The 21,508-nt window shown below is 65.3% G+C and carries 16 protein-coding genes; 4 read left to right on the forward strand and 12 right to left on the reverse strand.

Annotated features, from left to right (window positions below; genetic code table 11):
- Nucleotide 1 precedes the first annotated feature (1 nt).
- Nucleotides 2-937 (reverse strand): DUF808 domain-containing protein, encoded by a 936-nt coding sequence (locus ACWKSV_RS04750; protein ID WP_076716205.1) that lies wholly within the window; start codon nucleotides 935-937, stop codon nucleotides 2-4.
- Between the two features lie 79 nt (nucleotides 938-1,016).
- The gene (locus ACWKSV_RS04755) at nucleotides 1,017-1,886 is read right to left on the reverse strand and encodes a LysR family transcriptional regulator (protein ID WP_076716206.1); all 870 of its coding nucleotides are present in this window, start codon (nucleotides 1,884-1,886) and stop codon (nucleotides 1,017-1,019) included.
- A gap of 116 nt (nucleotides 1,887-2,002) precedes the next feature.
- Between ACWKSV_RS04755 and ACWKSV_RS04760 the strand changes: the two genes are divergently transcribed.
- The 4 genes from ACWKSV_RS04760 to ACWKSV_RS04775 are packed head-to-tail and all read left to right on the forward strand — an operon-like array spanning nucleotide 2,003 to nucleotide 6,674.
- Entirely contained in the window at nucleotides 2,003-4,060 is a 2,058-nt protein-coding gene (locus tag ACWKSV_RS04760) for a malate synthase G (protein ID WP_483666905.1), read from the forward strand.
- The gene (locus ACWKSV_RS04765) at nucleotides 4,060-4,629 is read left to right on the forward strand and encodes a gamma carbonic anhydrase family protein (protein WP_076716209.1); all 570 of its coding nucleotides are present in this window, start codon (nucleotides 4,060-4,062) and stop codon (nucleotides 4,627-4,629) included. Before ACWKSV_RS04760 ends, ACWKSV_RS04765 begins: the two co-directional genes overlap by 1 nt.
- Nucleotides 4,630-4,638: 9 nt before the next feature.
- Nucleotides 4,639-5,349 carry a response regulator gene (locus ACWKSV_RS04770; protein ID WP_056434946.1) on the forward strand — a complete coding sequence of 237 codons (711 nt, stop codon included), beginning with the start codon at nucleotides 4,639-4,641 and terminating at the stop codon, nucleotides 5,347-5,349.
- The gene (locus tag ACWKSV_RS04775) at nucleotides 5,346-6,674 is read left to right on the forward strand and encodes an ATP-binding protein (protein ID WP_172839661.1); all 1,329 of its coding nucleotides are present in this window, start codon (nucleotides 5,346-5,348) and stop codon (nucleotides 6,672-6,674) included. Before ACWKSV_RS04770 ends, ACWKSV_RS04775 begins: the two co-directional genes overlap by 4 nt.
- 319 nt (nucleotides 6,675-6,993) lie before the next feature.
- Here the strand turns inward: ACWKSV_RS04775 and ACWKSV_RS04780 are convergent, their stop codons facing one another.
- The 10 genes from ACWKSV_RS04780 to ACWKSV_RS04825 form a co-directional block, all read right to left on the reverse strand.
- Entirely contained in the window at nucleotides 6,994-10,101 is a 3,108-nt protein-coding gene (locus tag ACWKSV_RS04780; RefSeq protein WP_237243355.1) for a PAS domain-containing protein, read from the reverse strand.
- A gap of 88 nt (nucleotides 10,102-10,189) precedes the next feature.
- Nucleotides 10,190-10,816, reverse strand: coding sequence for a retropepsin-like aspartic protease family protein (locus tag ACWKSV_RS04785; protein ID WP_076716211.1), 627 nt, complete (start codon nucleotides 10,814-10,816; stop codon nucleotides 10,190-10,192).
- 89 nt (nucleotides 10,817-10,905) lie between these two features.
- A complete protein-coding gene (locus ACWKSV_RS04790) occupies nucleotides 10,906-11,094 on the reverse strand; it encodes a hypothetical protein (protein ID WP_056434944.1) in 189 nt (62 codons plus the stop codon).
- A gap of 104 nt (nucleotides 11,095-11,198) precedes the next feature.
- Entirely contained in the window at nucleotides 11,199-11,762 is a 564-nt protein-coding gene (locus ACWKSV_RS04795; RefSeq protein WP_076716212.1) for a DNA-3-methyladenine glycosylase, read from the reverse strand.
- Entirely contained in the window at nucleotides 11,759-14,158 is a 2,400-nt protein-coding gene (gene treY / locus ACWKSV_RS04800; RefSeq protein WP_076716214.1) for a malto-oligosyltrehalose synthase, read from the reverse strand. Before treY ends, ACWKSV_RS04795 begins: the two co-directional genes overlap by 4 nt.
- A 25-nt stretch (nucleotides 14,159-14,183) precedes the next feature.
- Entirely contained in the window at nucleotides 14,184-16,070 is a 1,887-nt protein-coding gene (gene malQ / locus ACWKSV_RS04805) for a 4-alpha-glucanotransferase (protein WP_191864510.1), read from the reverse strand.
- Complete coding sequence (treZ, locus tag ACWKSV_RS04810; RefSeq protein WP_076716217.1) at nucleotides 16,067-17,761, reverse strand: malto-oligosyltrehalose trehalohydrolase; 1,695 nt, start codon at nucleotides 17,759-17,761, stop codon at nucleotides 16,067-16,069. The genes malQ and treZ overlap by 4 nt, the downstream gene beginning before the upstream one ends.
- The gene (gene glgX, locus ACWKSV_RS04815; RefSeq protein WP_076716219.1) at nucleotides 17,758-19,860 is read right to left on the reverse strand and encodes a glycogen debranching protein GlgX; all 2,103 of its coding nucleotides are present in this window, start codon (nucleotides 19,858-19,860) and stop codon (nucleotides 17,758-17,760) included. Before glgX ends, treZ begins: the two co-directional genes overlap by 4 nt.
- A gap of 107 nt (nucleotides 19,861-19,967) precedes the next feature.
- Nucleotides 19,968-20,216, reverse strand: coding sequence for a DUF2934 domain-containing protein (locus ACWKSV_RS04820; protein ID WP_076716220.1), 249 nt, complete (start codon nucleotides 20,214-20,216; stop codon nucleotides 19,968-19,970).
- A gap of 91 nt (nucleotides 20,217-20,307) precedes the next feature.
- Complete coding sequence (locus ACWKSV_RS04825) at nucleotides 20,308-21,441, reverse strand: Gfo/Idh/MocA family protein (RefSeq protein WP_076716222.1); 1,134 nt, start codon at nucleotides 21,439-21,441, stop codon at nucleotides 20,308-20,310.
- Between the last annotated feature and the right edge of the window lie 67 nt (nucleotides 21,442-21,508).

Below are 21,508 nucleotides of genomic sequence, written 5' to 3' on the forward strand. Positions count from 1 at the left end.
ATCAATGCGCCTTCTTGCTGGGGATCAGGTGCAGCACGCCCACGATGGCCGCGCCGATGATAAGGCCGACAATGGCCGAGCCGATCGCGCCGACCAGCCACTCCGCCACCGCGCCGCCGACGGGCAGCGCCTCACCCGCGTGATGCGCGGTGCCGTGGATCAGATGGGGCAGGGTGGTCAGCCCGAATTCCTCCATGCCGTGGACGATGATCCCGCCCCCGACCCAGACCATCGCGGCGGTGCCGACGATCGCCAGCACGCGCAGCACGACCGGCATCGCCTTGACCAGGCCACGCCCGATCGCTTGCGCGGTCGCATTGTCGCGCCCGGCCAGATGCAGACCGATATCGTCCATCTTCACGATGGCGGCGACCACGCCGTACACGCCCACGGTGATCGCGATGCCGACCAACGCCAGGGCAATGGCCTGGGTGCCGATCGACAGGTCGGGCAGTTCCGAAAGGGCGATGGCCATGATCTCCGCCGACAGGATCAGGTCGGTGCGGATCGCGCCGGACACCTGGCGCTCTTCCAACTGCTTGGCGTCGACCGGCGCGGCATCCTCCGCCTCGGCATGATGGCCGGTCAGCGTTTCGAGGATCTTCTCGCTCGCCTCGAAACACAGGAACGCGCCGCCCGCCATCAGGATCGGCGTGATCGCCCAGGGCGCGAAGGCGCTGAGCAGCAGGGCGGCAGGCAGCAGGAAGATCAGCTTGTTGCGCAGCGAGCCCAGCGCGATCTTGCCGATGATCGGCAGTTCGCGCTGCGGCGCCAGCCCGACGACATATCGCGGGGTGACGGCCGTGTCGTCGATGACCACGCCCGCCGCCTTCGCACCCGCTCGCGCCGAAGCACCCGCGACATCGTCCAGCGACGCCGCCGCCAGCTTGGCGATCGCCGCCACGTCGTCCAGCAATGCGACCAGACCACCAGCCATCGACCCGTATCTCCCTAAACCCTGTTATCCCGTGCCTAGAGGCTCCTTGGGGGCGATGCACGGAAAAATGACGGGCACGTCATGTCATCCATGCCGCGTCGCGCCAGACCTCGCGCAGATGATCGAGCAGGGCGGGTACCGCCGGGGGGACTCCCGCCGCATGGACCGCCCAGATGGCGACCGCCGCCGAGCCTTCATGGCCGGGCAGGACGCGGACCAGCCGTCCATCCGCCAAGGCATCGCCGACATCCCATAATGAGCGAAGCGCAATCCCTGCGCCGCCCAGGACCAGTTCGCGCACCACCTCGCTGGACGGGGTTTCGACCCGGCTCTCGCCGTTCACCGTCGCCCCCGTCAGCCGCCAGGGGAACTGGCCTTGTGCGGCGAGCAGCGCATGGTCGGCCAGATCGGCGATGCTTTGGGGCGTCCCGGCTCGGGCAAGATAAGCGGGGCTCGCGCACAGGACCCGCCGATTGTCGGCCAATCGATGCGCTTCCAGACCGGAAGGCGGCGTCGCAGTGATCCGGATCGCGAGGTCGATGCCGCCGTCGATCACGTCGATGAAATCGTCGGTCAGATCGAGCCGAAGCCGGATCGCCGGATAGCGGTCGAGAAAGGGGGTGAGATACGGCGCGATCCATATTCGCCCGAACGAGGTCGGTGCGCTTACCCGAAGCGGGCCCGCAGGACCGCCGCCATTCTGCGTCACCCGAGCCTCCGCCGCGCGAAGCCCGGCGATCAGCGGTGCTACTTCCATATGGAAGGCGGCCCCGGCCGTGGTCGGGGCCAGACGACGGGTCGTACGGTGGAGCAGCCGCACACCCAAACGGCGCTCCAGCCGGGCGATCCGTTTCGACACCATGGCAGGTGACAGACGCCAAAGCCGAGCCGCGCCCGCCAGACTGCCCTCACGAACCACATCGACGAACAACGCAATGTCGGGGTCCATTCGTTCCTCCAGCGATCGACAGCTATTCGATTATGCCGACTACCGGAGCAAATGGCGATGCTCTATCATCCCGACCACAGGGCAAGAGGAGAGTTTCGATGCTTGAGGAGCGCCGCATGATCGACCGCCACGGCCTGTCCGTTGCTCCCGCGCTCGTCTGCTTTCTGGAGGAGCATGCACTGCCCGGCAGTGGCATCGATCCGGATCGTTTTTGGGCCGGGATGGCCGATATCGTCACCCGCTTCGCCCCCGAGAACGACGCGCTGCTGCGTCGCCGCGATGCGCTGCAGGCGCAGATCGATGACTGGTATCGACAGGGCGGCGCGCGTGACGGAGCGGCACAGCGGGCGTTCCTGACCGAGATCGGCTATCTGGTTCCCGAGCCCGCGCCCTTCACCATCGCGCCGAACGATGTGGATGAGGAGGTCGCGTCGCGCGCCGGGCCGCAGCTGGTCGTCCCGATGCTCAATGCACGCTTCCTGCTCAATGCCGCCAATGCCCGCTGGGGCAGCCTGTATGACGCGCTCTACGGCACCGACGCCATCGCGCCGGTTTCGGGGACGACGGACTATGACCCGGAGCGCGGCGCGGCGGTGATCCTTTGGGCGCGTGGCTTTCTGGACGAGGCCCTGCCTATTGCTGGGGGCTGGGACGCGGTGCCCGACCTTGCCACCGCCGTCGAGCGGCTTGAGGATCCATCGCTGTTCCGGGGGCGGAGCGAGAAGGGCTGGCTGTTCCGCCATCACGACCTGCATATCGAAATCATGGTCGATGCCGACCACCCGATCGGCCGTACCGACCGGGCCGGGATCGCGGACGTCGTGTTGGAGTCGGCGCTGACCACCATCTGCGACCTGGAGGACTCGGTTGCGGCGGTGGATGCCGAGGACAAGGTTGCGGGCTATGCCAACTGGCTCGGCCTGATCGACGGCACGCTGTCGGCTCGGGTCGAGAAGGGCGGCCGCTCCATCACGCGAAAGCTTGCCGCCGATCGTCAGTATCGCAAGCCCGACGGCACCGCCTTTGCGCTCCCCGGACGCAGCCTGTTGTTCGTCCGCAATGTCGGCCATCTCATGACCACGCCCGCGCTCCGGCTGCCGGCCGGTAGCGAAGCGCCCGAAGGTATCCTCGACGCGATCGTCACCAGCCTGATCGCGATGCGGCGCGGAGGTTCGATCTATATCGTCAAACCCAAGATGCACGGGCCGGAGGAAGCCGCTTTCGCCGACCGCCTGTTCGACGCGGTCGAGGATATGCTTGGCCTGGCGCGCCATCGCATCAAGATCGGCGTGATGGACGAGGAGCGGCGTACGTCAGCCAATCTGGCCGCCTGTATCCATGCGGTGAAGGACCGGATCGTCTTCATCAATACCGGTTTCCTCGACCGTACCGGCGACGAGATCCATACCGCGATGCTGGGCGGCCCGGTGGTGCGCAAGGCGGCGATGAAGGAATGCAACTGGATTGCGGCCTATGAGGATCGCAACGTCCAGATCGGGCTGGCCTGCGGCTTTGCGGGGCGGGCCCAGATCGGCAAGGGCATGTGGGCGGCGCCCGATCGGATGGCCGATATGCTCGCTCAAAAGGGTGCGCATCCGCTGTCGGGCGCCTCGACGGCCTGGGTGCCGTCGCCGACCGCGGCTACGCTGCACGCCACCCATTATCACCGGGTCGACGTTGCAGCCCGTCAGGCCGAGCGTGCCGCCGAGCCTGTCGCGTCGCTCGAACGGCTGCTCACCCCGCCTATTGCCAAGACACCCGAATGGTCGCCCGAGGAGGTCGCGGCGGAACTCGACAACAATGCGCAGGGGCTGCTCGGCTATGTCGTGCGGTGGATCGATCAGGGCGTGGGATGTTCCAAGGTCCCCGACCTCCACGATATCGGCCTGATGGAGGACCGGGCAACGCTGCGCATCTCGTCGCAGCATATCGCCAACTGGCTGCATCACGGCATCGTCTCGGCCGACCAGGTCGAGGAGGCGCTAGCGCGCATGGCGGCCAAGGTCGATGCGCAGAACGCGGGCGATCCCCTCTACCGGCCTATGGCGAAGGACGGGCTGGCGATGCAGGCGGCGCGCGCGCTGATCTTCGAGGGGCTGGCGCAACCCAATGGCTATACCGAGCCGCTGCTCCATCGCTATCGTGCGAAGGCCAAGTCGAAGGAGATGGCCTGATGCCGCTGTACGCGCTGGAGGAACGCCAGCCGGTCGTTCATGACACCGCCTGGATCGCCCCCTCGGCGGATGTGATCGGCGAGGTGATACTGGGCGAGCAGGTCAGCCTATGGTTCGGGGCGGTGGTCCGGGCCGATAACGGACCGGTGCATATCGGCGCGCGGACGAACATTCAGGACGGCGCGGTCCTTCATTCCGATCCCGGCAGCCCGCTGACCATCGGCGCGGACTGCACCGTCGGGCATCGGGCGATCCTGCATGGCTGCACGGTGGAGGACGGATGCCTGATCGGCATGGGGGCGACCGTGTTGAACGATGCGGTGATCGGGGCCGGGTCGCTGGTCGGTGCAGGCGCGCTGGTCACGGAGGGAAAGGTGTTTCCGCCCGGCAGCCTGATCGTCGGTTCGCCAGCCCGCGCCGTCCGGATACTGGAGCCCGACCAGATCACGCGGCTGCGCGCCTCCGCCACAGGCTATGCCGGGCGGGCCGTGCGATATGCCGAAGGGCTGACGCGGCTGGACGCGGAACGGCCGGGCGAAAACGTTGACGCGCGGACGGGACCTGCCTAGCCAAAGGGGGTGACGCCGCCCACCATCCTGATCGTCGAGGACGATCCCGCCCTTCGTACCCTGACCGCACGCGCGCTTCAGGAGAACGGTTTCGCCGTGAAGCTGGCCAATGCCGCCCCCGAAATGTGGCAGGCGCTGGAGGTCGGGCAGATCGACCTGATCCTGCTCGACATCATGCTGCCCGGCACGAGCGGCATCGATCTCTGCCGCCAGGTTCGCCAGAAAAGCGCGGTTCCCATTATCTTCATCAGCGCCAAGGGCAGCGAGGTCGATCGGGTGGTCGGGCTGGAACTGGGCGCGGACGATTACCTCGCCAAGCCGTTCGGCACCCGAGAGCTGGTCGCGCGCATCCGCGCCGTCCTGCGTCGTGGCGGCCTGGAGAACACGCCGGGCGAGCGCGAGGCCGGGATATTGGGCTTTGACGGCTGGACCGCCAATCTGCCTCGCCGCGAACTCATGTCGCCCTCGGGCGCACAGGTCGAACTGACGGGCGCCGAATTCGACCTGCTCGTTGCCTTTCTCGACAATGCGCAGCGTGTGGTCGCGCGCGAGCGGTTGATCGAATTGTCGCGCGCGCGGATCGGGGACAGCTCGGACCGCAGCATCGACGTGCTGGTCAGCCGCCTCCGCCGCAAGCTGTCGGGGGCGGGCGGGGCCGCGCCGATCGTCACGGTGCGCGGCGTCGGCTATATGCTGAACGTGCCGGTGGAACGGCGGTGATCCGCCCCTCGGTCGGCCTGCTCGGCCGGATCGTCGCGATCCTGCTGCTGGCGGTTACGATCGAGTTCGCGATTTCCACCTATCTCTACGAACGCGCCAGCCATGTCTCGGTGCGTGACGACGAAGCCCGGCGGCTGGCCGAGCATCTGATCGTCGCCCGCCGCGTGCTCAACGAACGGCCCGCAGGCGAACGACCGGAAGTGGCGGACGAACTGACCACCGATCGCTATATCGTCAGCTGGTCACCCGTCGCGCCGCCGCGACCGAAGATCGCCCCGGCGATGGACAGCATGCGTCGTCAGATCGTCGACTGGGAACCTTCGCTGGCGGCGACCGACATCCATTTGCGGCTGACCTCGCCGGGGCGGACCTCGGTCGTGTCGGGTGATCTGCGGTTGGATGACGGATCGCTGCTCAGCTTCCGGATGCGCGAGGGGGTTCGTACGCTCGATCTCGCACTCGGGCGGGTGCTGCTCGCGCTGATCCCGGCGATCGCGCTGATGCTGCTCAGCGGTGCGCTGATCGGGCGCATCCTGCACCCCTTGCGGATGCTGGCGCGCGCTGCCGACAAGCTGGGCCGGGGGCAGGGCGGGCAGGGGGCCGCGCTGATCGTGCCCGAGCGCGGGCCGGGCGAAGTGCGACATGTCACCCGCGCGTTCAACCGGATGCAGGCGCGGATCGGGCGACTGATCGATGAACGCACCCGCGCGCTGGCGGCGGTCGGACATGACCTTCGTACCCCGCTGGCCCGGCTGCGGCTGCGCGCGGACTCGATCCGCGACGATGAGGTGCGCGAGGCGATCGGCACGGATATCGAGGAGATGGAGGCGATGGTCTCCTCGCTTCTCGCCTTTCTGGGCGGAGACGGCGATGTCGAGCAGCCCGAGCTGACCGACCTGGCGATCCTGTGCGCCAATCTGGCCGATGACGCTGCCGATCATGGCCGCGACGTGTGTTATGTCGGGCCGGACCATTTTGATTGCCGCCTCCGCCGCTTCGGCATGAAGCGCGCCCTGACCAATCTGGTTGAGAACGCACTCCATTATGGCGAGCATGCGATCATCACCCTGCGCGCCGATCCGGGGGATGATGTGCGTATCCGGGTCGAGGATGACGGACCCGGCATTCCCGACGAATCGCTCGAACTCGTGCTGGAGCCCTTTGTGCGCCTGGATACCGCGCGTCGCCGCGACACGGTGGGTTTCGGTCTGGGATTGTCGATCGTCGCCCGCGTGGTCGCGGCGGAGGGCGGCGAACTGACCCTCGCCAACCGCCCCGAAGGCGGGCTTTGCGCCGAAATCCGTCTTCCGCATTGTCGGACATGATTTGTCACGCACTCGCTGCACGGCAGCAAAAAAGGGTGCGTATATCCTGAACCCAGAGGAAGAGACGGCCTCCGCAAAAACGGGGCGGCCCCTTCTCTGACGAGTTTAGACAAGTTCAGTCGGGAGAATGACCGATGACGATGGAGTTCGATTTGACCGCACTGGAATTGCAGGGTGCCCTGCTCGTGCTCGCGGTGATCATCACCTTCGCCGCGATCGAGGGCTGGAAGGCCCGCTAACCCGCTTTACTGGTTTCGCAAGGGCTCCTCTGCTGTCCCCTCCGGCATGGGCCTGACCGGAATGGAGCAGGCGGCTCGGCTCAGCGCCGGGTCGCCTGCTCTACGATTTCCAACCGACCGCGGATCGCATTGATCAACTGAGCCGCCGAATAGGGCTTGGTCAGAAGCGCCGCATCCATGTTCGCCGCCTCGGCCGCCATGCCGCCATCCCCCGTCGCGAAGATGATCGACAGGGTCGGCCGCAACTGCCGTGCCCGCCGCGCCAGCTCCACGCCCGACTCACCCGGCAGGTTCAGGTCCGTCACCAGAACGTCGATCTGTGCCGTCTGAAGCGCGGTCATCGCTTCCTCCGCCGTGACGGCGTGAACCACCACGAAGCCCGCATCCTGAAGCGTCTCGGCCGTGTTGGTGCGGATCAGGTCATCATCCTCGACCAGCAGGATCGTGCGGCCGTCGTGCAGGGGCTGCGCCGCAGGCTCGCTTGCCTGCATGTCCCGCGACGGACCGGAACCCTCGGCCTTCGGCATCTGGCGCTGCCGCTGATTGGTGAGAACATGCCGGAACTTCCGGGCCAGCGCCTCGCGGGTATAGGGCTTGGACAGCAGCTCGACACCCTTGTCCAGCCGCCCGCCATGGACGATTGAATTCTCGGTATAGCCCGAGGTGAAGAGAACAGCGATGTCGGGAAGCCGTTCGCGGGCCTTGCGGGCCAGCTCCGGGCTCTTCAGCGTGCCGGGCATCACCACGTCGGTGAAAAGGATATCGATCGGGATACCGCTCTCGACGACGCTCAGCGCGCTTTGGGCATCGACCGCCTTCAGAACCCGGTAGCCCAGGTCGGACAGCAGCTCGACGACGGTGGCGCGAACTTCGGCATCATCCTCGACGACCAGCACGGTTTCGGTACCGCCGGTGATTGGGCCGGTATCGACCGCAACCTCGACATCCTCCGCCTCCATGGCACGGGGCAGATAGAGCTTGATCGTGGTGCCGTGACCGACCTCGGAATAGATTTTCACATGGCCGCCCGACTGTTTGACGAAGCCATAGACCATCGACAGGCCCAGACCCGATCCCTTGCCCTCGCTCTTGGTCGAGAAGAAGGGTTCGAAGACCTTGTGGATGATGTCGTCGGACATGCCGCTGCCGGTGTCGGACACGGCCAGCATGACATATTGGCCCGGCGTCACCTCGTCATGGGTGCGGGCATAGTCATCGTCGAGATGGGCGTTGCCGAGTTCGATGGTCAGCTTGCCCTGGCCGTCCATCGCATCGCGTGCGTTGATCGCGAGGTTCAGCAGCGCATTCTCGATCTGCGCCGGATCGATGAAGGTGTTCCAGAGACCGCCACCGACGATCGTCTCGATCTCCACGCCCTCGCCGATGGCGCGGCGGAGCATGTCGTCCATGCCCTGCACGAAGCGGGTGACGTTGACGACCTTGGGCTCCAGTGCCTGACGCCGCCCGAAGGCAAGCAGCTGCGAGGCCAGCTTCGATCCGCGCGACACACCCGCCATGGCGTTGGCGACGCGCTGTTCGGCGCGCTGGTTGCCCGCAACGTCCTTGCCCAGCAGCTGGAGATTGCCCGACACGACCTGAAGCAGGTTGTTGAAATCATGCGCGACGCCGCCGGTCAGCTTGCCGATCGTCTCCATCTTCTGCGCTTGGGCAAGCTTCATCTCGGCCTGGCGCCGTTCGGCGATCTCCTCGATGACGCGGCTTTCCAGCGTTTCGTTGAGCTGGCGAAGCTGCGCTTCGGCCCGTTCGCGGTGATGGACCTGACGGGCGAGCAGCGTGGCCTGATCGCGCAGGGCCTGTTCAGCGGCTCGCTGCTCGGTAATGTCGGTATGGACGCCGACCCATTCGATCAGTTCGCCATCGGCCGCGATGATCGGCAGGCCACGGATCGCAAACGTCCGCCATTCCCCGTCGTGGCGACGGACGCGATGTTCGTGGATGAACATCCCCTTGGCGGCGACCGCCTCGTTCCATGCCACGACCGAGGCGGCGGCGTCGTCCGGGTGCACCGCGTTCGACCAGCCGAAGCCCTGATACTCGTCGAATGTCTGCCCGGTGATCGCCGCCCAGCCAGGCTGCTCGCCAACCATCCGGCCGTCGGCGCTGTTGGTCCAGAGCACACCGTGCACCGCATCCATTGCGGCCCGGAAACGCCGGTTGCTGCGCTCGATCGCCTCGGCATGGCGGGTCCGTTCGTCGACGTCGAAGACCAGGATATGGAAACCGATCACCTCGCCATCATCGTTACGGCGCGGGATATAACGCGTTTCGGCCCGACGTCGGCTGCCGTCGCGGTGATGCAGGTGCACGTCGGCGACGATGGCTTCCCCGGTCAGCGCACGTTCGATCAACGGGCGACGCTCGGCATAATCCTCTGCGGTCAGCACGTCGCTGAGCCGCTGGCCCAACATTCCCTCGGGATCGGTGCCCAGAAACTCGCGGTAATAATCATTGGCGAAGCGATAGCGTTCTTCGCGATCGACAAAGGCAACGAGCACGGGCAGCGAGTCCGTGATGATCCGCAGTTCCGCCTCACTCTCGGCCAACCGTCGTTCGGCCGCGACGCGGCCGGTATTCTCAACGACGGTGCACATCACGCCGCCGACCTTGCCGCATTCGAGATAGACGGGGGTATAATAGAGGTCGAACACGACCTCCTCCTCGATACCTGCGCGCGTGACGATCAGCGCCTGATCGCGATAGGCGATGTCCTCTCCGCGGAAGCCACGGTTTAGGATGTTACGGTTCCAGTCCCAGATTTCGGGCCAGACGTCCGGAACCAGCCCGCCGAACGCCTCCGGGTGGCGCGGCCCGGCGATGCTGCGATAGGCATCGTTATAGATCATGACATGAGCCGGGCCCCACATCAGCACCTTCGCAATCGGCGAATGGACGATATTGGCAACGGTCGTGCGCAACACGCTCGGCCAGCCGCCGATCGAGCCCAGTGGGCTTGCCGACCAATCGATGTCCCGCACCCGCTGGCCGCACTCACCGCCGCCGATCAGCCAGGTGTTGACGTCCGACACCGGCCCATCGGTCCGCATCCGCTCGATCGCGGCGAGCAGCAGCGCCTGTTCGTCGGGAAAGTCGCCCGCATCCACGGCTTCGGCAACATATCGTTCGAGCTGCGGCGGGAGCGACAGCATTCGCGACAGGGGAGTCATCATGGGTTGACGCATGGGTAAGCTGTACCGTCAAGTCAATCGGCGACGGCACCGATCGCGTTGATTTGTATCACTTTGCCTATCATGGCGGTCATGACCGCTCGGTTAATGGCTGGGGGTGGTGCGGCTCCAGGATCAGGGTCGAGCCCTCGACCCGCCAGCTTTTCAGGCGCGACAGGAAGTTCATGCCCAGCACGTCGGTTTCGCCGAACGCGGGCGAGACGACCACCGGCACCTTGTCGGCACGAATGGTGCCTATGCGCAGCGAGTCGACGCGCGCCGTTTCCGCCCGGATCATCCCGTTGGCGGTGTTGAGCACGACCGGGAAGGCGGGCATGCTGGCCTTCAGGCCAGCCGCCTGTGCCGTTGCGCTGGACAGGGCGGTCAGCGTCGCGCCGCTGTCGACCAGCATCCGCCGGTTGACGCCGTTGACGGTGACGCGCGCCCAGAAATGGCCGTCCGGCGCCATGCGAATACGCACCGTGTCGCCGACGACGCTCTGGTCCTGCAAATTCAACATCTGCATCGCGCGCTGGATATAGGGATCGAATTGCTGGCGTTGCTGCAGCAGGACGAACAATAATCCGCCGAGCAAAAGCCAGGACAGCAGGCTGATCGCCACCCGCAAGATCGGTACGCGGCGAGCGATGATGCCCGCCAGCACGACGGCAAGGACGACGGTCAGCAGGGGTAGGGGAACGCCCAGATCGGCAAGCATTGTGGTTCCATTCCTTCGACCTCCCATATGGGAAGGGCGAAGGCCGGGAGATAGGGGTGTCCGTCTTTACCGTTGCTGACCGTGCGGGATCAGCCCTGTTCGGTCATGCCGACTTCGGATGCGCTGAACCGACGGCCGCCATACCAGCGGCGAAAACTTCCGTCCGGTTGGCGGAAATAACGCGAGCCTTCATGAAGAACTGGTGCGCCCAGTGACCGATAGGCCGCCCAGATTCCATAGACCATGGCAACCAGCGCCAGGACCTTGATCCACTCCATCGACTCGCCCTTTATCTATTATGAGTCGAGGCTCGCCGTTGTTGTGGTCAATATCAAGTAAATACGTCGCTGCATCGCAGTAGTTTTATGCTGCAATGCCGTATTCAGTCGCCCATGGGCCGACTGAGCCATGTAGAATTCTTTAAGCCAAAGCGGCGTGGCCGTTCCGCCGCCCGTGTGATGCCGATCCGCGTGCCGACCACGACCGGCGCAGCGTTCGGCGTTCCCGTCAGCGCGAAAGGGGACTCCAAAAGCGACGCGCCGTTCAGGCCCAGGTCGATGCCAAGCGCGCTGCACAATTTGCCCGGTCCCGAACAAAGTTGTCTTGTCGGAAGCCCGGAACCGCGCCGTTCCTGCATGACATCCAGACCATGCAGGGGCTCCAAAGCCCGGATTAGGACAGCGCTGCCCGAAGTACCGCATACGACATTCAGGCAGTGATGAAGGCCATAGATGCGATACACATAAGCGTGGCCGACCGGTCCGAACATCGCCGCGTTCCGCGCCGTTCGCCCCGCAAAACTGTGCGAGGCGGGGTCGGCCGCGTCATAGGCTTCCGTTTCGACGATCACCCCGCCTATGCCGTCGACGGTGAGCGTGACGCCGATGAGCGCGCGCGCCACATCTTCCACATCGCCTTGGTAGAAGCCGACGGGGAGCGGTGTCATTTCTCTCCCGCGCGTAATTCGTACCAGACCGGTCTGTCCGCCAGAAGGTCGCCGAGACGCAGCACCACGTCAGCACGGAGGACGGCCGTATCGCGCCAGTCGATGGTGCCGTGCTCGTCCATCAACGGTTCCAGTCGCAAACCGAAGACACAGGTCAGGACGGCCTCACCGTGCCGCCGCTCAAAGGCGATGACCCGGTCGCGACCATGGCCTGTGACGGCAAGCGGATGATAGGTGCCGTGCGTGAACAGGTCGGGATGCTGGCGACGCAGGCCTAGCAGTTCGGCCATAAGCTTTTGTTTCGGCGCCGACCCGTCACCCAAGGCCGCCTCCCGCGCAGAATAGTCGACTGGGCGGCGATTGTCGGGATCGACCAGGCTCAGATCGGCGAACTCCGTCCCCTGATAGCAGTCCGGCACACCCGGCACCGTATAGCGCAGCGCGACCTGGACGAGCGAATTCGCACCGGCGGCCGGACGGATGCGGTGGAGCAGTGCGGCCATGCCCTCCCGGAAATCCGTCCCTTCGTCGCTATCGATCAACGTCTTCGCGAGATGGTTGCAACGCGCCTCATAGTCGGTGTCGGGGTCTTCCCACGACGAACGAAGCTTGGCCTCCCGCAACGCCTTCTCCTGCCAAGCGGCAATCCGTTCGGCGAAGTCGTCCAATTCGCCGGGTTCGGGCCAGGTCCCGACCAAGGTCTGGATCAGCATATACCAGTCGGCCGGATCGACTCCTTCGGCAAGGTCCAGCGTCTGCATCCGCCACGCCTCGACCTGACGTCGCCAATCCTCCGGCATCGCGCTCAGGACCGCCAGCCGGGCGCGGACATCCTCTCCACGCTTGTGATCATGGGTCGCGGTGGTCAGCATCGCCAGTGGAAAGCGGTCCGCACGGCCCTTCATCCGGTCATGAAAGGCTGCGATCGACAGGCTGAGCCGCGATGCGTCGAACCCGACATCGTTACGAGAGAGCAAGGTCGCGTGACGATAAAAGGCGGTGTCTTCGACCGCCTTGGCCGCGATGGGGGCCGAAAGCTGCTGAAAACGCCTGACCGCTTCTCCAAGCCGTTCGCGGTCGCCGGGCCCGGAGCCTGCCAGCCATTCCAGCATCTGGTCGACGACAAAAGCCTCTCCGGGGGGCAATAGCGGCTCCACCCGTTCGCGCGCCATTCGGCGGATGGCTTCATCGGACGAAGGCGCATCGGGGCCATAGGTTCGATAGACCGGAAAGACCCAGAGCAAACGCTCGATCGCCCGGCGCAGCATCGGGGTGGTGATCGCCCCCTCCAGTTTCGGGGCAGAAGCGGTCAGCGCTGCGAAGGCCGAGACGCACTGGTCCAGCTGTCCGGCAAACTGCCACGCGAGCAGGTCCTGTCGTGCCTGGAGTTCCTCCGGCGCGAACTGGTCCGAACGGCCGCTCAATTGTGCCCAAAGCTCAGCGAGCGGCCTGGTGCCCTCGGGCGCGTGGAGCAGGGCCGATACCTCCTCCATGAAGTCATAGCCGCTGGTGCCGTCGACGCCCCAATCATTGCCCATGGGCTCGTCGGCCGCGAGGATCTTTTCGACGACGATATAGGCGTGGTTGCCATCGTCCCGCGTGATGGCGTCGAAGCGCGCGCGCAACTTGCGGCAATAGCCGATCGGGTCGGTCAGTCCGTCGACATGGTCGATCCGGACGCCGTCGATCAACCCTTGCTCATATAGCCGGAAATAAAGGGCATGGGTCTCCTCGAAGACCTGATCGTCTTCGACGCGCAGCCCCGCCAGATCGTTGATCGTGAAGAAGCGCCGCCAGTTGAGTTCGTCGTTCGATACCCGCCACGACGCCAGCCGATAATGCTGGCGGCCAAGCAAGGCTGCAAGCTCCTGCGTCTCGGCCCCATCCTGATCCTCATCCCGGATCGGCAGACGATGTTCGCCATAGGCGACGACCTCGGCTCGGCCATCGCGGCGCTCGACGACGATCTGACCGTCCGCCAACACCTTGTTCAGCGGCTCGCCGAGGATCGGCAGGACGAGCTTGCGGGACCAATCGATGTCGAAAAAGCGTGCGAAGCGGCTTGCCTGACCTTTGGCCAGCACGTCGTTCCACCAGCCATTGCCGCCGCCCGCCACGCCCATATGATTGGGCACGATGTCGATGATGACCCCCATGCCGCGTGCCCTGGCGGCTTCGGCGAGAGACCGGAAGGCTTCTTCGCCGCCCAGTTCCGGATTGATCCGCGTTGGGTCGATGACGTCGTATCCGTGCATCGATCCAGCCGCCGCTGTGGTGATCGGCGAGGCATAGACATGGCTGATCCCCAGCGTGTCGAGATAGGGGAGCAGGGCTACCGCTCGGGCGAAAGGGAAGTCCTTGTGGAACTGAAAGCGATAGGTGGCGCGCGGCGTCATGGGCGACGTCCTTCGATAAAGCGGGTCAGCGGGCGTTAAGTATGGCGATGCGCGTCGCAACCTCGGGCGTGGCGAGCGATCGCGCGAGCGTATCGGGCAGGCGACGACGCCAGTTCGGATGCTCGTCGATGGTGCCGGGGAGATTGGGTTGCTCGTCCAACCCCAGCAGGTCCTCGACCGGCACGATGGCCAGCGGACACGGCGTTTCCGCGACGGCGGCGATGGCGGCATCGACCGCGGCGGTGGGTTCGTTGGGTTCGGGCGCTCCGTTGCCGATCGCCTGCCATAGGGCGGTGCGTTCCCGGGCACGGTCCGTGCTGTCATCCGGCGAGACGGGCCGCTCGGCGATACGCGCGCGCCATTCCAGATCGCGGCCCTTCCACCATCCGGCAACGGTCGCGATGTCGTGGGTGGCGGTCATCGCGATCGCCTGCCCGCTCCACGTCTCGGGCGGAAGGAACGCACCGTCCGCATCCCGCTCGAACGGCAGGACGCGCATGCCGAGCATTCCGGCCTTTGCCATGATGTCGCGAAAGCCAGGCGGCACGGTGCCCAGGTCCTCACCGATCACGATGGCTCCGCGTCCCTGATTGGCCCGATGCGCCTCGATCCGCAGGATGCGCAGCATGTCGGCAAAGGGCATCGCCAGATAGGCACCCTGATCGGCCGGAGCGCCGTCCGGCACGACCCAGAGTCGACATAACCCCAACGCATGGTCGATGCGGATGCCGCCCGCATGCGCGAAGACTGCACGCAGCGTATCGATGAACGGTGCAAAGCCCTGTCGCCGCAGCGCGAAGGGCGACAGCGCGGTGATTCCCCAATTCTGGCCATCGGGACCGAGCGGATCGGGCGGGGCACCGATCGACAGGCCGCTCAGCAACTCGCCGCGTCGGCTCCAGCCGTCCGCGCCGTTCGTGGCAACGCCAATGGCGAGGTCGGCAATCAGTCCGATCGCCATGCCATTGCCCCGCGCCGTGTCCGCCGCGTCGCGAAGCGCTCGGTCGGCCCACCATTGGGCAAAGGCGTAGAAGCGAATGGCGTCGACATGCTCGGCGGCAAAACGCGCGACCGCTTCGCTGGCGGGATCGCGATACTCTTCCGGCCAGTCAGGCCAGCCCCCCGCCCGGTCGCGGCCATGGAAATAGGCGTGGAGCGCATCGAACCGCGCCTGCGATTCCAGCCGTTCGCCGCCCTCCGCCCGCCAGCGTTCGAAGGCTCGGCTTTGCACCGTGTCGAGCTGATCGTAAACGATGCGCAGGTCCCGCATCCGATCCGGCGCGGCGCTTTGCCAGTCGATCAGGGCAGGGGTGTCAGGCACCGGCTCGCCAGCCGGGGCCAGCCAGACGTTGCGGAACAACCGGCTGGACGGGGCATAGGGGCTGAAGCGCGCGGCGTCGGCGGGAAACAGCGCATGGGCGGGGCTGACCGCCAGAGCGGCGGCACCGGCTCGGCCCAGCGACTTGGCGGCGCCTGCTAGACTGGCGAAGTCGCCAAAGGCACCACCACCTTCGCGCAAGGATGGAATCTGGACGGCGCTGCCCCAATGCCTGCCCGACGGTGGGGCCGGACAGCGGGGCGGGGCGATGGCGACCGTCCATTGCCGCTCGCCCTGTTCCAGCCGGTGATAGCCGGGCTCGAGAATGGCCGGCAGCATTTGGCCCTGGATCGAAAGCGACACCGTTTCGCCACCCTCCAGCGTCAGCAGCGCTGTCCCGTCACGGCAGATGTCGGGAAGGGGGATTTGCTCGCCGAGTTCACCCGAGACGAACACAGGCTCGCCGACATCGGTATCGAGCCGATCGAGGATCGCCGCCAGCGCCTCGTCGGAAACGGTCTGGTCCCGTCCCTTGGCGTCCTGCCAGTGACGTGACAGCCCGGCGGCTTCGGCGCGGGTGTGGAGGACGCTCATTCTGCGATCCATGCGGCGAAGCGATCGCCTTCCCGGTAGATCAACTGGCCTTGATCCGCAGCGATCGCCTCGGGCGCTTCGCCCAGGTCGATCAGGATGGTCAGCGTCGCGCCATCGGCCATGCGCCAGCGCGCCTTGACCCGTGCGGTCCCGGTCACGTCCGCCGCCAGACCCACCGCCCCCTTCAAGCGCGGCATGATATGCACCTGCCGGAGCGCCAGTAGTTCGCGGTATAGCGCACGCCACTCCCCTGCCTCGGGACCGGGCTCGGGGATCGAGCTGTCAAAAGTGCTACGGGCATTGGGGTCGGGAATGCGTTGACGCGCTTCCTCGTCGGCAAATGCGTCGAACTTGGCGAACTCGCGTCGGCGCCCTTCACGAACCGCGTCGGCCAGTTCGTCATGAAAGTCGGTGAAAAACAGGAACGGGCTTTCGCTCCCCTCATCCTCGCCCATGAACAGCAGCGGGATTTGCGGACCGAGCAGCAGCAACGCGGTCGCCGCGCGGAGCCGCTCGCGATCGGTCAGGCGGATCAGCCGGTCGCCCATCGCCCGGTTGCCGACCTGATCATGGTTCTGGAGAAAAGCGACAAAGGCCGTGCTGGGCAGATCGCCCGATGGTTTGCCACGAGGCTTGCCGTCATGATTGGGCGATCCTTCACCCTGATAGATGAAGCCCTCCTTCAAGCAGCGCGCCAACCGCTCGGCCGCATGATCGGCGAAGTCGCCATAATAGGCGCTGGTCTCGCCGGTCAGCAGGACGTGCAGGACGTTATGGAAATCGTCGTTCCACTGGGCGTTATAACAACCGGCGCGCAGGCGGTCGGCGTCGTTCTTCTCATTCTCCAGTACCAGATGGACGTGCCGTTCGGGCAGGGCAGTGCGAATCTCGCTCGCCATCCGGTCGAGGAAGCCGTCATTCTCGATGGCGTGAACCGCATCAAAGCGTAAGCCATCGATGCGATAATCGCGCAGCCACATGAGGGCATTGTCGACAAAGAAACGGTGTACCGGATCGGCATCGACCGCCACCGCGCCGCCCCAGGGCGTGTCGACCTCCTTGTGGAAGAAGGCGCTGGCATAGGCGTTCAGATAATTTCCGTCCGGCCCGAAGTGATTATACACCACGTCGAGGAAGACCGAGAGGCCCAGGCCATGCGCCGTGTCGACCAGCGTCTTCAGCTCGGCGGGTGAGCCATAGGGCTCGGCCACGGCATAGGGCAGGACGCCGTCATAGCCCCAATTGCGGGTGCCGCCGAATGCGTTGACCGGCATCAGCTCGATCGCGGTGATCCCAGAGGCCGCGATGGCGGGCAGCTTCTGTCGAATGCCCTCAAAGCCACCCAGCGTCCCGGCATGGACTTCGAGCAGCACCGTTTCCTCCCATGGCCGCCCACGCCATTCCGTGGCGCTCCAGGCAAAGGCCGGGTCGACCACCACGCTCCAGCCATGGACACCGCCCGCCTGAAGCCGGGAGGCGGGGTCGGGCACCGCCAACTCCTTGTCCAGGCGGAAACGATAGCGGCTTCCCGCAGCCGCTGGGGCGGCGGCGGAAAACCATCCTTCTTGGTCTCGATCCATCGACACCGAGGGCGCGCCGTCGATCTCCAGCGTCACCGCGTCACGATCCGGCGCCCAGAGCCGGAACAGCGTATCCGCGCCCTCGCGCAGTTCAGGCCCCCAGTTCGTCATGCCTCGACCGTGTCCCGCCAGGTGATGAGCACCGCGCTCTGCGGTCCGACCTCATAGCTATCGCCGATCTCGACCTCGCCCTGTTCGGGCTTGGCGCTATCAATCAGAACGGTGCGCGCGGCATGGGGCGGGGGCAGGGTGAAGGTGATCGGATCGGGCGAGGCATTGAGCAGCAGCGAGACCGCCTCGACGCCGCCATCCTCGGTCGCGGACGCGCGCCGCATCATCAGGGCTCGACCCTCGGGATTGTCCCAATCCTCGGGGCTCAGCTGCTCGCCACGCTCGTCCCACCATTCGATGTCGTTGATGCCATGGCCTGGCGTGTCCTGCCCATATAGGAAGCTGGGCGAGCGAAGGACGGGATAGCGGCGGCGCAATTCGGCCAGTCGCGCGGTGAAGGCGATCATCCCCTCACCCTCGTCCGATGCCGCAGCCTTCCAGTCGAGCCAGCTGATCTCGTTATCCTGGCAATAGGCGTTGTTGTTGCCATGTTGCGTGCGGCCGAACTCGTCGCCCGCGACGATCATTGGCGTGCCCAGCGAGGCAAGCAGGGTCGTCATCATCGAGCGCATCACACGACCACGCGCCGCCTTGATATTCTCGTCCTCGGTCGGCCCCTCGGCGCCCCAGTTGCGCGAGTAATTCTCAGAATGGCCGTCGCGATTGTCTTCCTTGTTCGCTTCGTTGTGACGCTGTTCGTACATGACGGTATCGGCGAGGGTGAAACCGTCATGGGCGGCGAGCATATTCAGGCTGGCCCAGGGACGCCGCGCGCGACGGTCGAACAAGTCACCGGAACCCGACAGCCGCGCCGCCAGATCACCACGCTGGCCGGAGTCGCCACGCCAGAATTTGCGTACCGTGTCGCGATACTTGTCGTTCCATTCCGAAAAGCCCGGCGGAAAATTACCAAGCTGATAGCCGCCCGGCCCGACATCCCATGGCTCCGTCAGCAGCTTTAGCCGTCCGAGCACCGGGTCCTGCCGCAGCACGTCGAAGAACGCCGCGCCCGGATCGAAACCCGTCGCCTCGCGCCCCAAGGTCAGGCCGAGGTCGAAGCGGAAACCGTCGATCCCGAAGCTCGTTGCCCAATAGCGCAGCGAGTCCGTCACCATCTGGATCACCCGCGCCTTGGACAGGTTCAGCGTGTTGCCGGTGCCGGTATCGTTGATCGTATAGCGCGGCTGATCCTGGACCAGTCGGTAATAGCTGGCATTGTCCAGCCCGCGCCACGACAGGGTCGGCCCCTTCTCCGACCCCTCGCAGGTGTGGTTGTAGACGACGTCGAGAATGACTTCGATCCCCGCCTTGTGCAGCTTGTGGACCGCGCGACGCAGCTCGTCCTGGGTATCGGTCGCGAAATAGGCCTGCTCGGGCGCGAAGAAGCCGAGGGTGTTGTAACCCCAATAATTGCGCAGGCCCTTTTCCTGAAGGAAACGGTCCTGGGTGAAACTGTGGATCGGCAGAAGTTCGATCGCGGTCACGCCGATGCGCTTCAGGTGCTTGATGACCGCCGGATGACCGAGCCCCGCATAGGTGCCCCGCTCGCGCGGGGGAACCAGTTCCATCAGCTTGGTCAGGCCCTTCACATGGGCTTCGTAGATCACCGTTTCCGACCAGGGCGTGTTCGGCTTCACGTCGCGGGACCAGTCGAAATGATCGTCGACCACCACGGCCTTGGGCATGGCGGCGGCGCTGTCGCGCTTGTCGAAGCTCAGATCCTCCTTCTTCGACCGGATCTGATAGCCGTGCAGCGCGTCGGTCCACTTGATCTCGCCGTACAGCTTGCGGGCATAGGGGTCGAGCAACAGCTTGTTTGGGTTGAACCGGTGCCCGGCCTCCGGCTCGTAGCGACCATGCGCGCGATAGCCGTAGAGCAGACCCGGCCCGACATCGGGCAGATAGCCGTGCCATACCTCGTCGGTGCATTCGGGCAGCGTGTAGCGCTTCAGCTCGCGCTTCCCCTGGGGGTCGAAAATGCACAGTTCGATCCGGTCGGCATTGGCGGAAAAGACGGCAAAATTCACCCCTTCGCCGTCGAAGCTGGTGCCCAGCGGATAGGCGGAACCGGGCAGTATCTGTTCGGGCAAATCGGTCAAAGCGGCTCTCCGGCAAAAGTCGAACGACTATGCGTGTGGCAGTTTCGATAGGAAGCGGGGTGCTATGGCCCGGTGGCATCCCGCGAAAGGAAGCCACCGAGCATAGGTCATGCGGTCTTGGCGCGGGGCTTTCGGGGCGCCCTGGGCTTCGGCTCCGCCGCGATGGTCTGCGGCGCCGCGTCGGCCTTTTTCCGCCGTACGGCCGGTTTGGCCGGGGCGGCAGGTTCGTCCAGGACCACTTCGGTCAACTCTCGTTCGGCCTGCTCCCAATGGTCGCGGTCACGACCATGCGGTTCGCCTTCCGACTGCCAGATGCCATATGCGCGCTGCCGAAGCTGTTCTCCCCGGTCGTTCATCGTCACCTCCCTATCGTGACTCGCAAACTGTTATCGCGAGCGTAACGATTGGATCGGCCATAACGCTCCCCGAAAAACGCGTTGATGCGGATCAGTCGCCCGTCGGGGATTTCGCCTTCACCTGTTCGGGCGGGGTGACGGCCGACAGGGTCTGGCGCTGGCTGGCAGGGTCGATCCGGCGCGTGCGGGTGAAGGGCGGCAATTCGACGCGGCCGCCAGTCTTCATCGCGGTCACGATCCCTTCGATGACGCGCAGGTCGGACAGGCCTTCCTCGGCGTCCGGCTCGGGATCGCGGTCGTTCAGGATGCAATCCGAGAAATAGCGCATTTCCCCGCCGAAATGGTCGGTATGCTTGAACTTCTCGTGGCTCTGCTTGTCGCCGATGGTCAGGTTCTGCTCGATCGCCGACTGGAAACCATAGGCCGGGCTCATATGGATCGAACCCTTCATGCCCGCGACGATCAGGCTGTCGATATTGTTCATCGCATAGCTGACCGTGAAGCTGGCCAATTTGTCGCCCGGCATCCGCAGCACGACCGCGAAGGTATCGTCCAGATCGCCCAGGCCCGCGCTCGGCTGGCGCGTGGCAACTGCGCTTTCGACGGCGACCGGCTCGGCCCCGAACAGATAGCGGATGGCGTTGATGGGGTAGGGGGCCATGTCGAACAGCGGCCCGGCCTCCAGCCCGTGCTTGGCCCGATGATTATCGGGGTCGAGCTTCTGCCCGAAACAGGAGGTGAAGCCGACCAACTCGCCCAGTTCGCCATTGCGGATCTTCTCGATCGCATCGAGCGTGCCCGGCTCGAAGTGCAGGCGATAGGCCGTCATCAGCTTGGCCTTGGAACGCCGCTCGGCATCCTGGATCGCACGCGCCTTCTCGCTCGAAATCTCCAGCGGCTTTTCGCACAGGACATGGATACCGGCGTCGAGCGCGGGGATGGCGAACTCCGCATGGCGCCAGTTCGGCGTACCGAGATAGATCGCATCGCAGACCCCAGCGGTCAGCAGCTTGTCGAACTCGTTATAGGAATAGACATGCTCGACACCGTATTTCTCGGCGAGAAGCCTGCCTTTTTCCGCATCGCCCGTGACAATCGCGGTCAGCTCCGAATTGCCGGTGTGCTTGATACCAGGCAGCATTGCCGATTGCGTGATGTCGCCAGCGCCAACGACCGCATAGCGAACCTTCTTCGTGCCGAAACCGAATGCCGATGCCAGGCTCATGGCCGTTCTCCCAAATATAAGACGCCAAATCTCGTAACGATTGCTGCAACGCGCCAATCCGGGGAAG

The organism is Sphingomonas sp. SphC10 (genome assembly GCF_057004845.1).

What these genes read in the sequence shown, in the direction of transcription:
- treZ (WP_076716217.1), bottom strand. Translation starts at nt 17,761, where the DNA reads ATGACGAACTGGGGGCCTGAACTGCGCGAGGGCGCGGATACGCTGTTC.
- ACWKSV_RS04750 (WP_076716205.1), bottom strand. Translation starts at nt 937, where the DNA reads ATGGCTGGTGGTCTGGTCGCATTGCTGGACGACGTGGCGGCGATCGCC.
- ACWKSV_RS04780 (WP_237243355.1), bottom strand. Translation starts at nt 10,101, where the DNA reads ATGATGACTCCCCTGTCGCGAATGCTGTCGCTCCCGCCGCAGCTCGAA.
- ACWKSV_RS04825 (WP_076716222.1), bottom strand. Translation starts at nt 21,441, where the DNA reads ATGAGCCTGGCATCGGCATTCGGTTTCGGCACGAAGAAGGTTCGCTAT.
- ACWKSV_RS04785 (WP_076716211.1), bottom strand. Translation starts at nt 10,816, where the DNA reads ATGCTTGCCGATCTGGGCGTTCCCCTACCCCTGCTGACCGTCGTCCTT.
- ACWKSV_RS04790 (WP_056434944.1), bottom strand. Translation starts at nt 11,094, where the DNA reads ATGGAGTGGATCAAGGTCCTGGCGCTGGTTGCCATGGTCTATGGAATC.
- ACWKSV_RS04820 (WP_076716220.1), bottom strand. Translation starts at nt 20,216, where the DNA reads ATGAACGACCGGGGAGAACAGCTTCGGCAGCGCGCATATGGCATCTGG.
- treY (WP_076716214.1), bottom strand. Translation starts at nt 14,158, where the DNA reads ATGACGCCGCGCGCCACCTATCGCTTTCAGTTCCACAAGGACTTCCCT.
- ACWKSV_RS04760 (WP_483666905.1), top strand. Translation starts at nt 2,003, where the DNA reads ATGATCGACCGCCACGGCCTGTCCGTTGCTCCCGCGCTCGTCTGCTTT.
- ACWKSV_RS04765 (WP_076716209.1), top strand. Translation starts at nt 4,060, where the DNA reads ATGCCGCTGTACGCGCTGGAGGAACGCCAGCCGGTCGTTCATGACACC.
- ACWKSV_RS04795 (WP_076716212.1), bottom strand. Translation starts at nt 11,762, where the DNA reads ATGACACCGCTCCCCGTCGGCTTCTACCAAGGCGATGTGGAAGATGTG.
- malQ (WP_191864510.1), bottom strand. Translation starts at nt 16,070, where the DNA reads ATGAGCGTCCTCCACACCCGCGCCGAAGCCGCCGGGCTGTCACGTCAC.
- ACWKSV_RS04755 (WP_076716206.1), bottom strand. Translation starts at nt 1,886, where the DNA reads ATGGACCCCGACATTGCGTTGTTCGTCGATGTGGTTCGTGAGGGCAGT.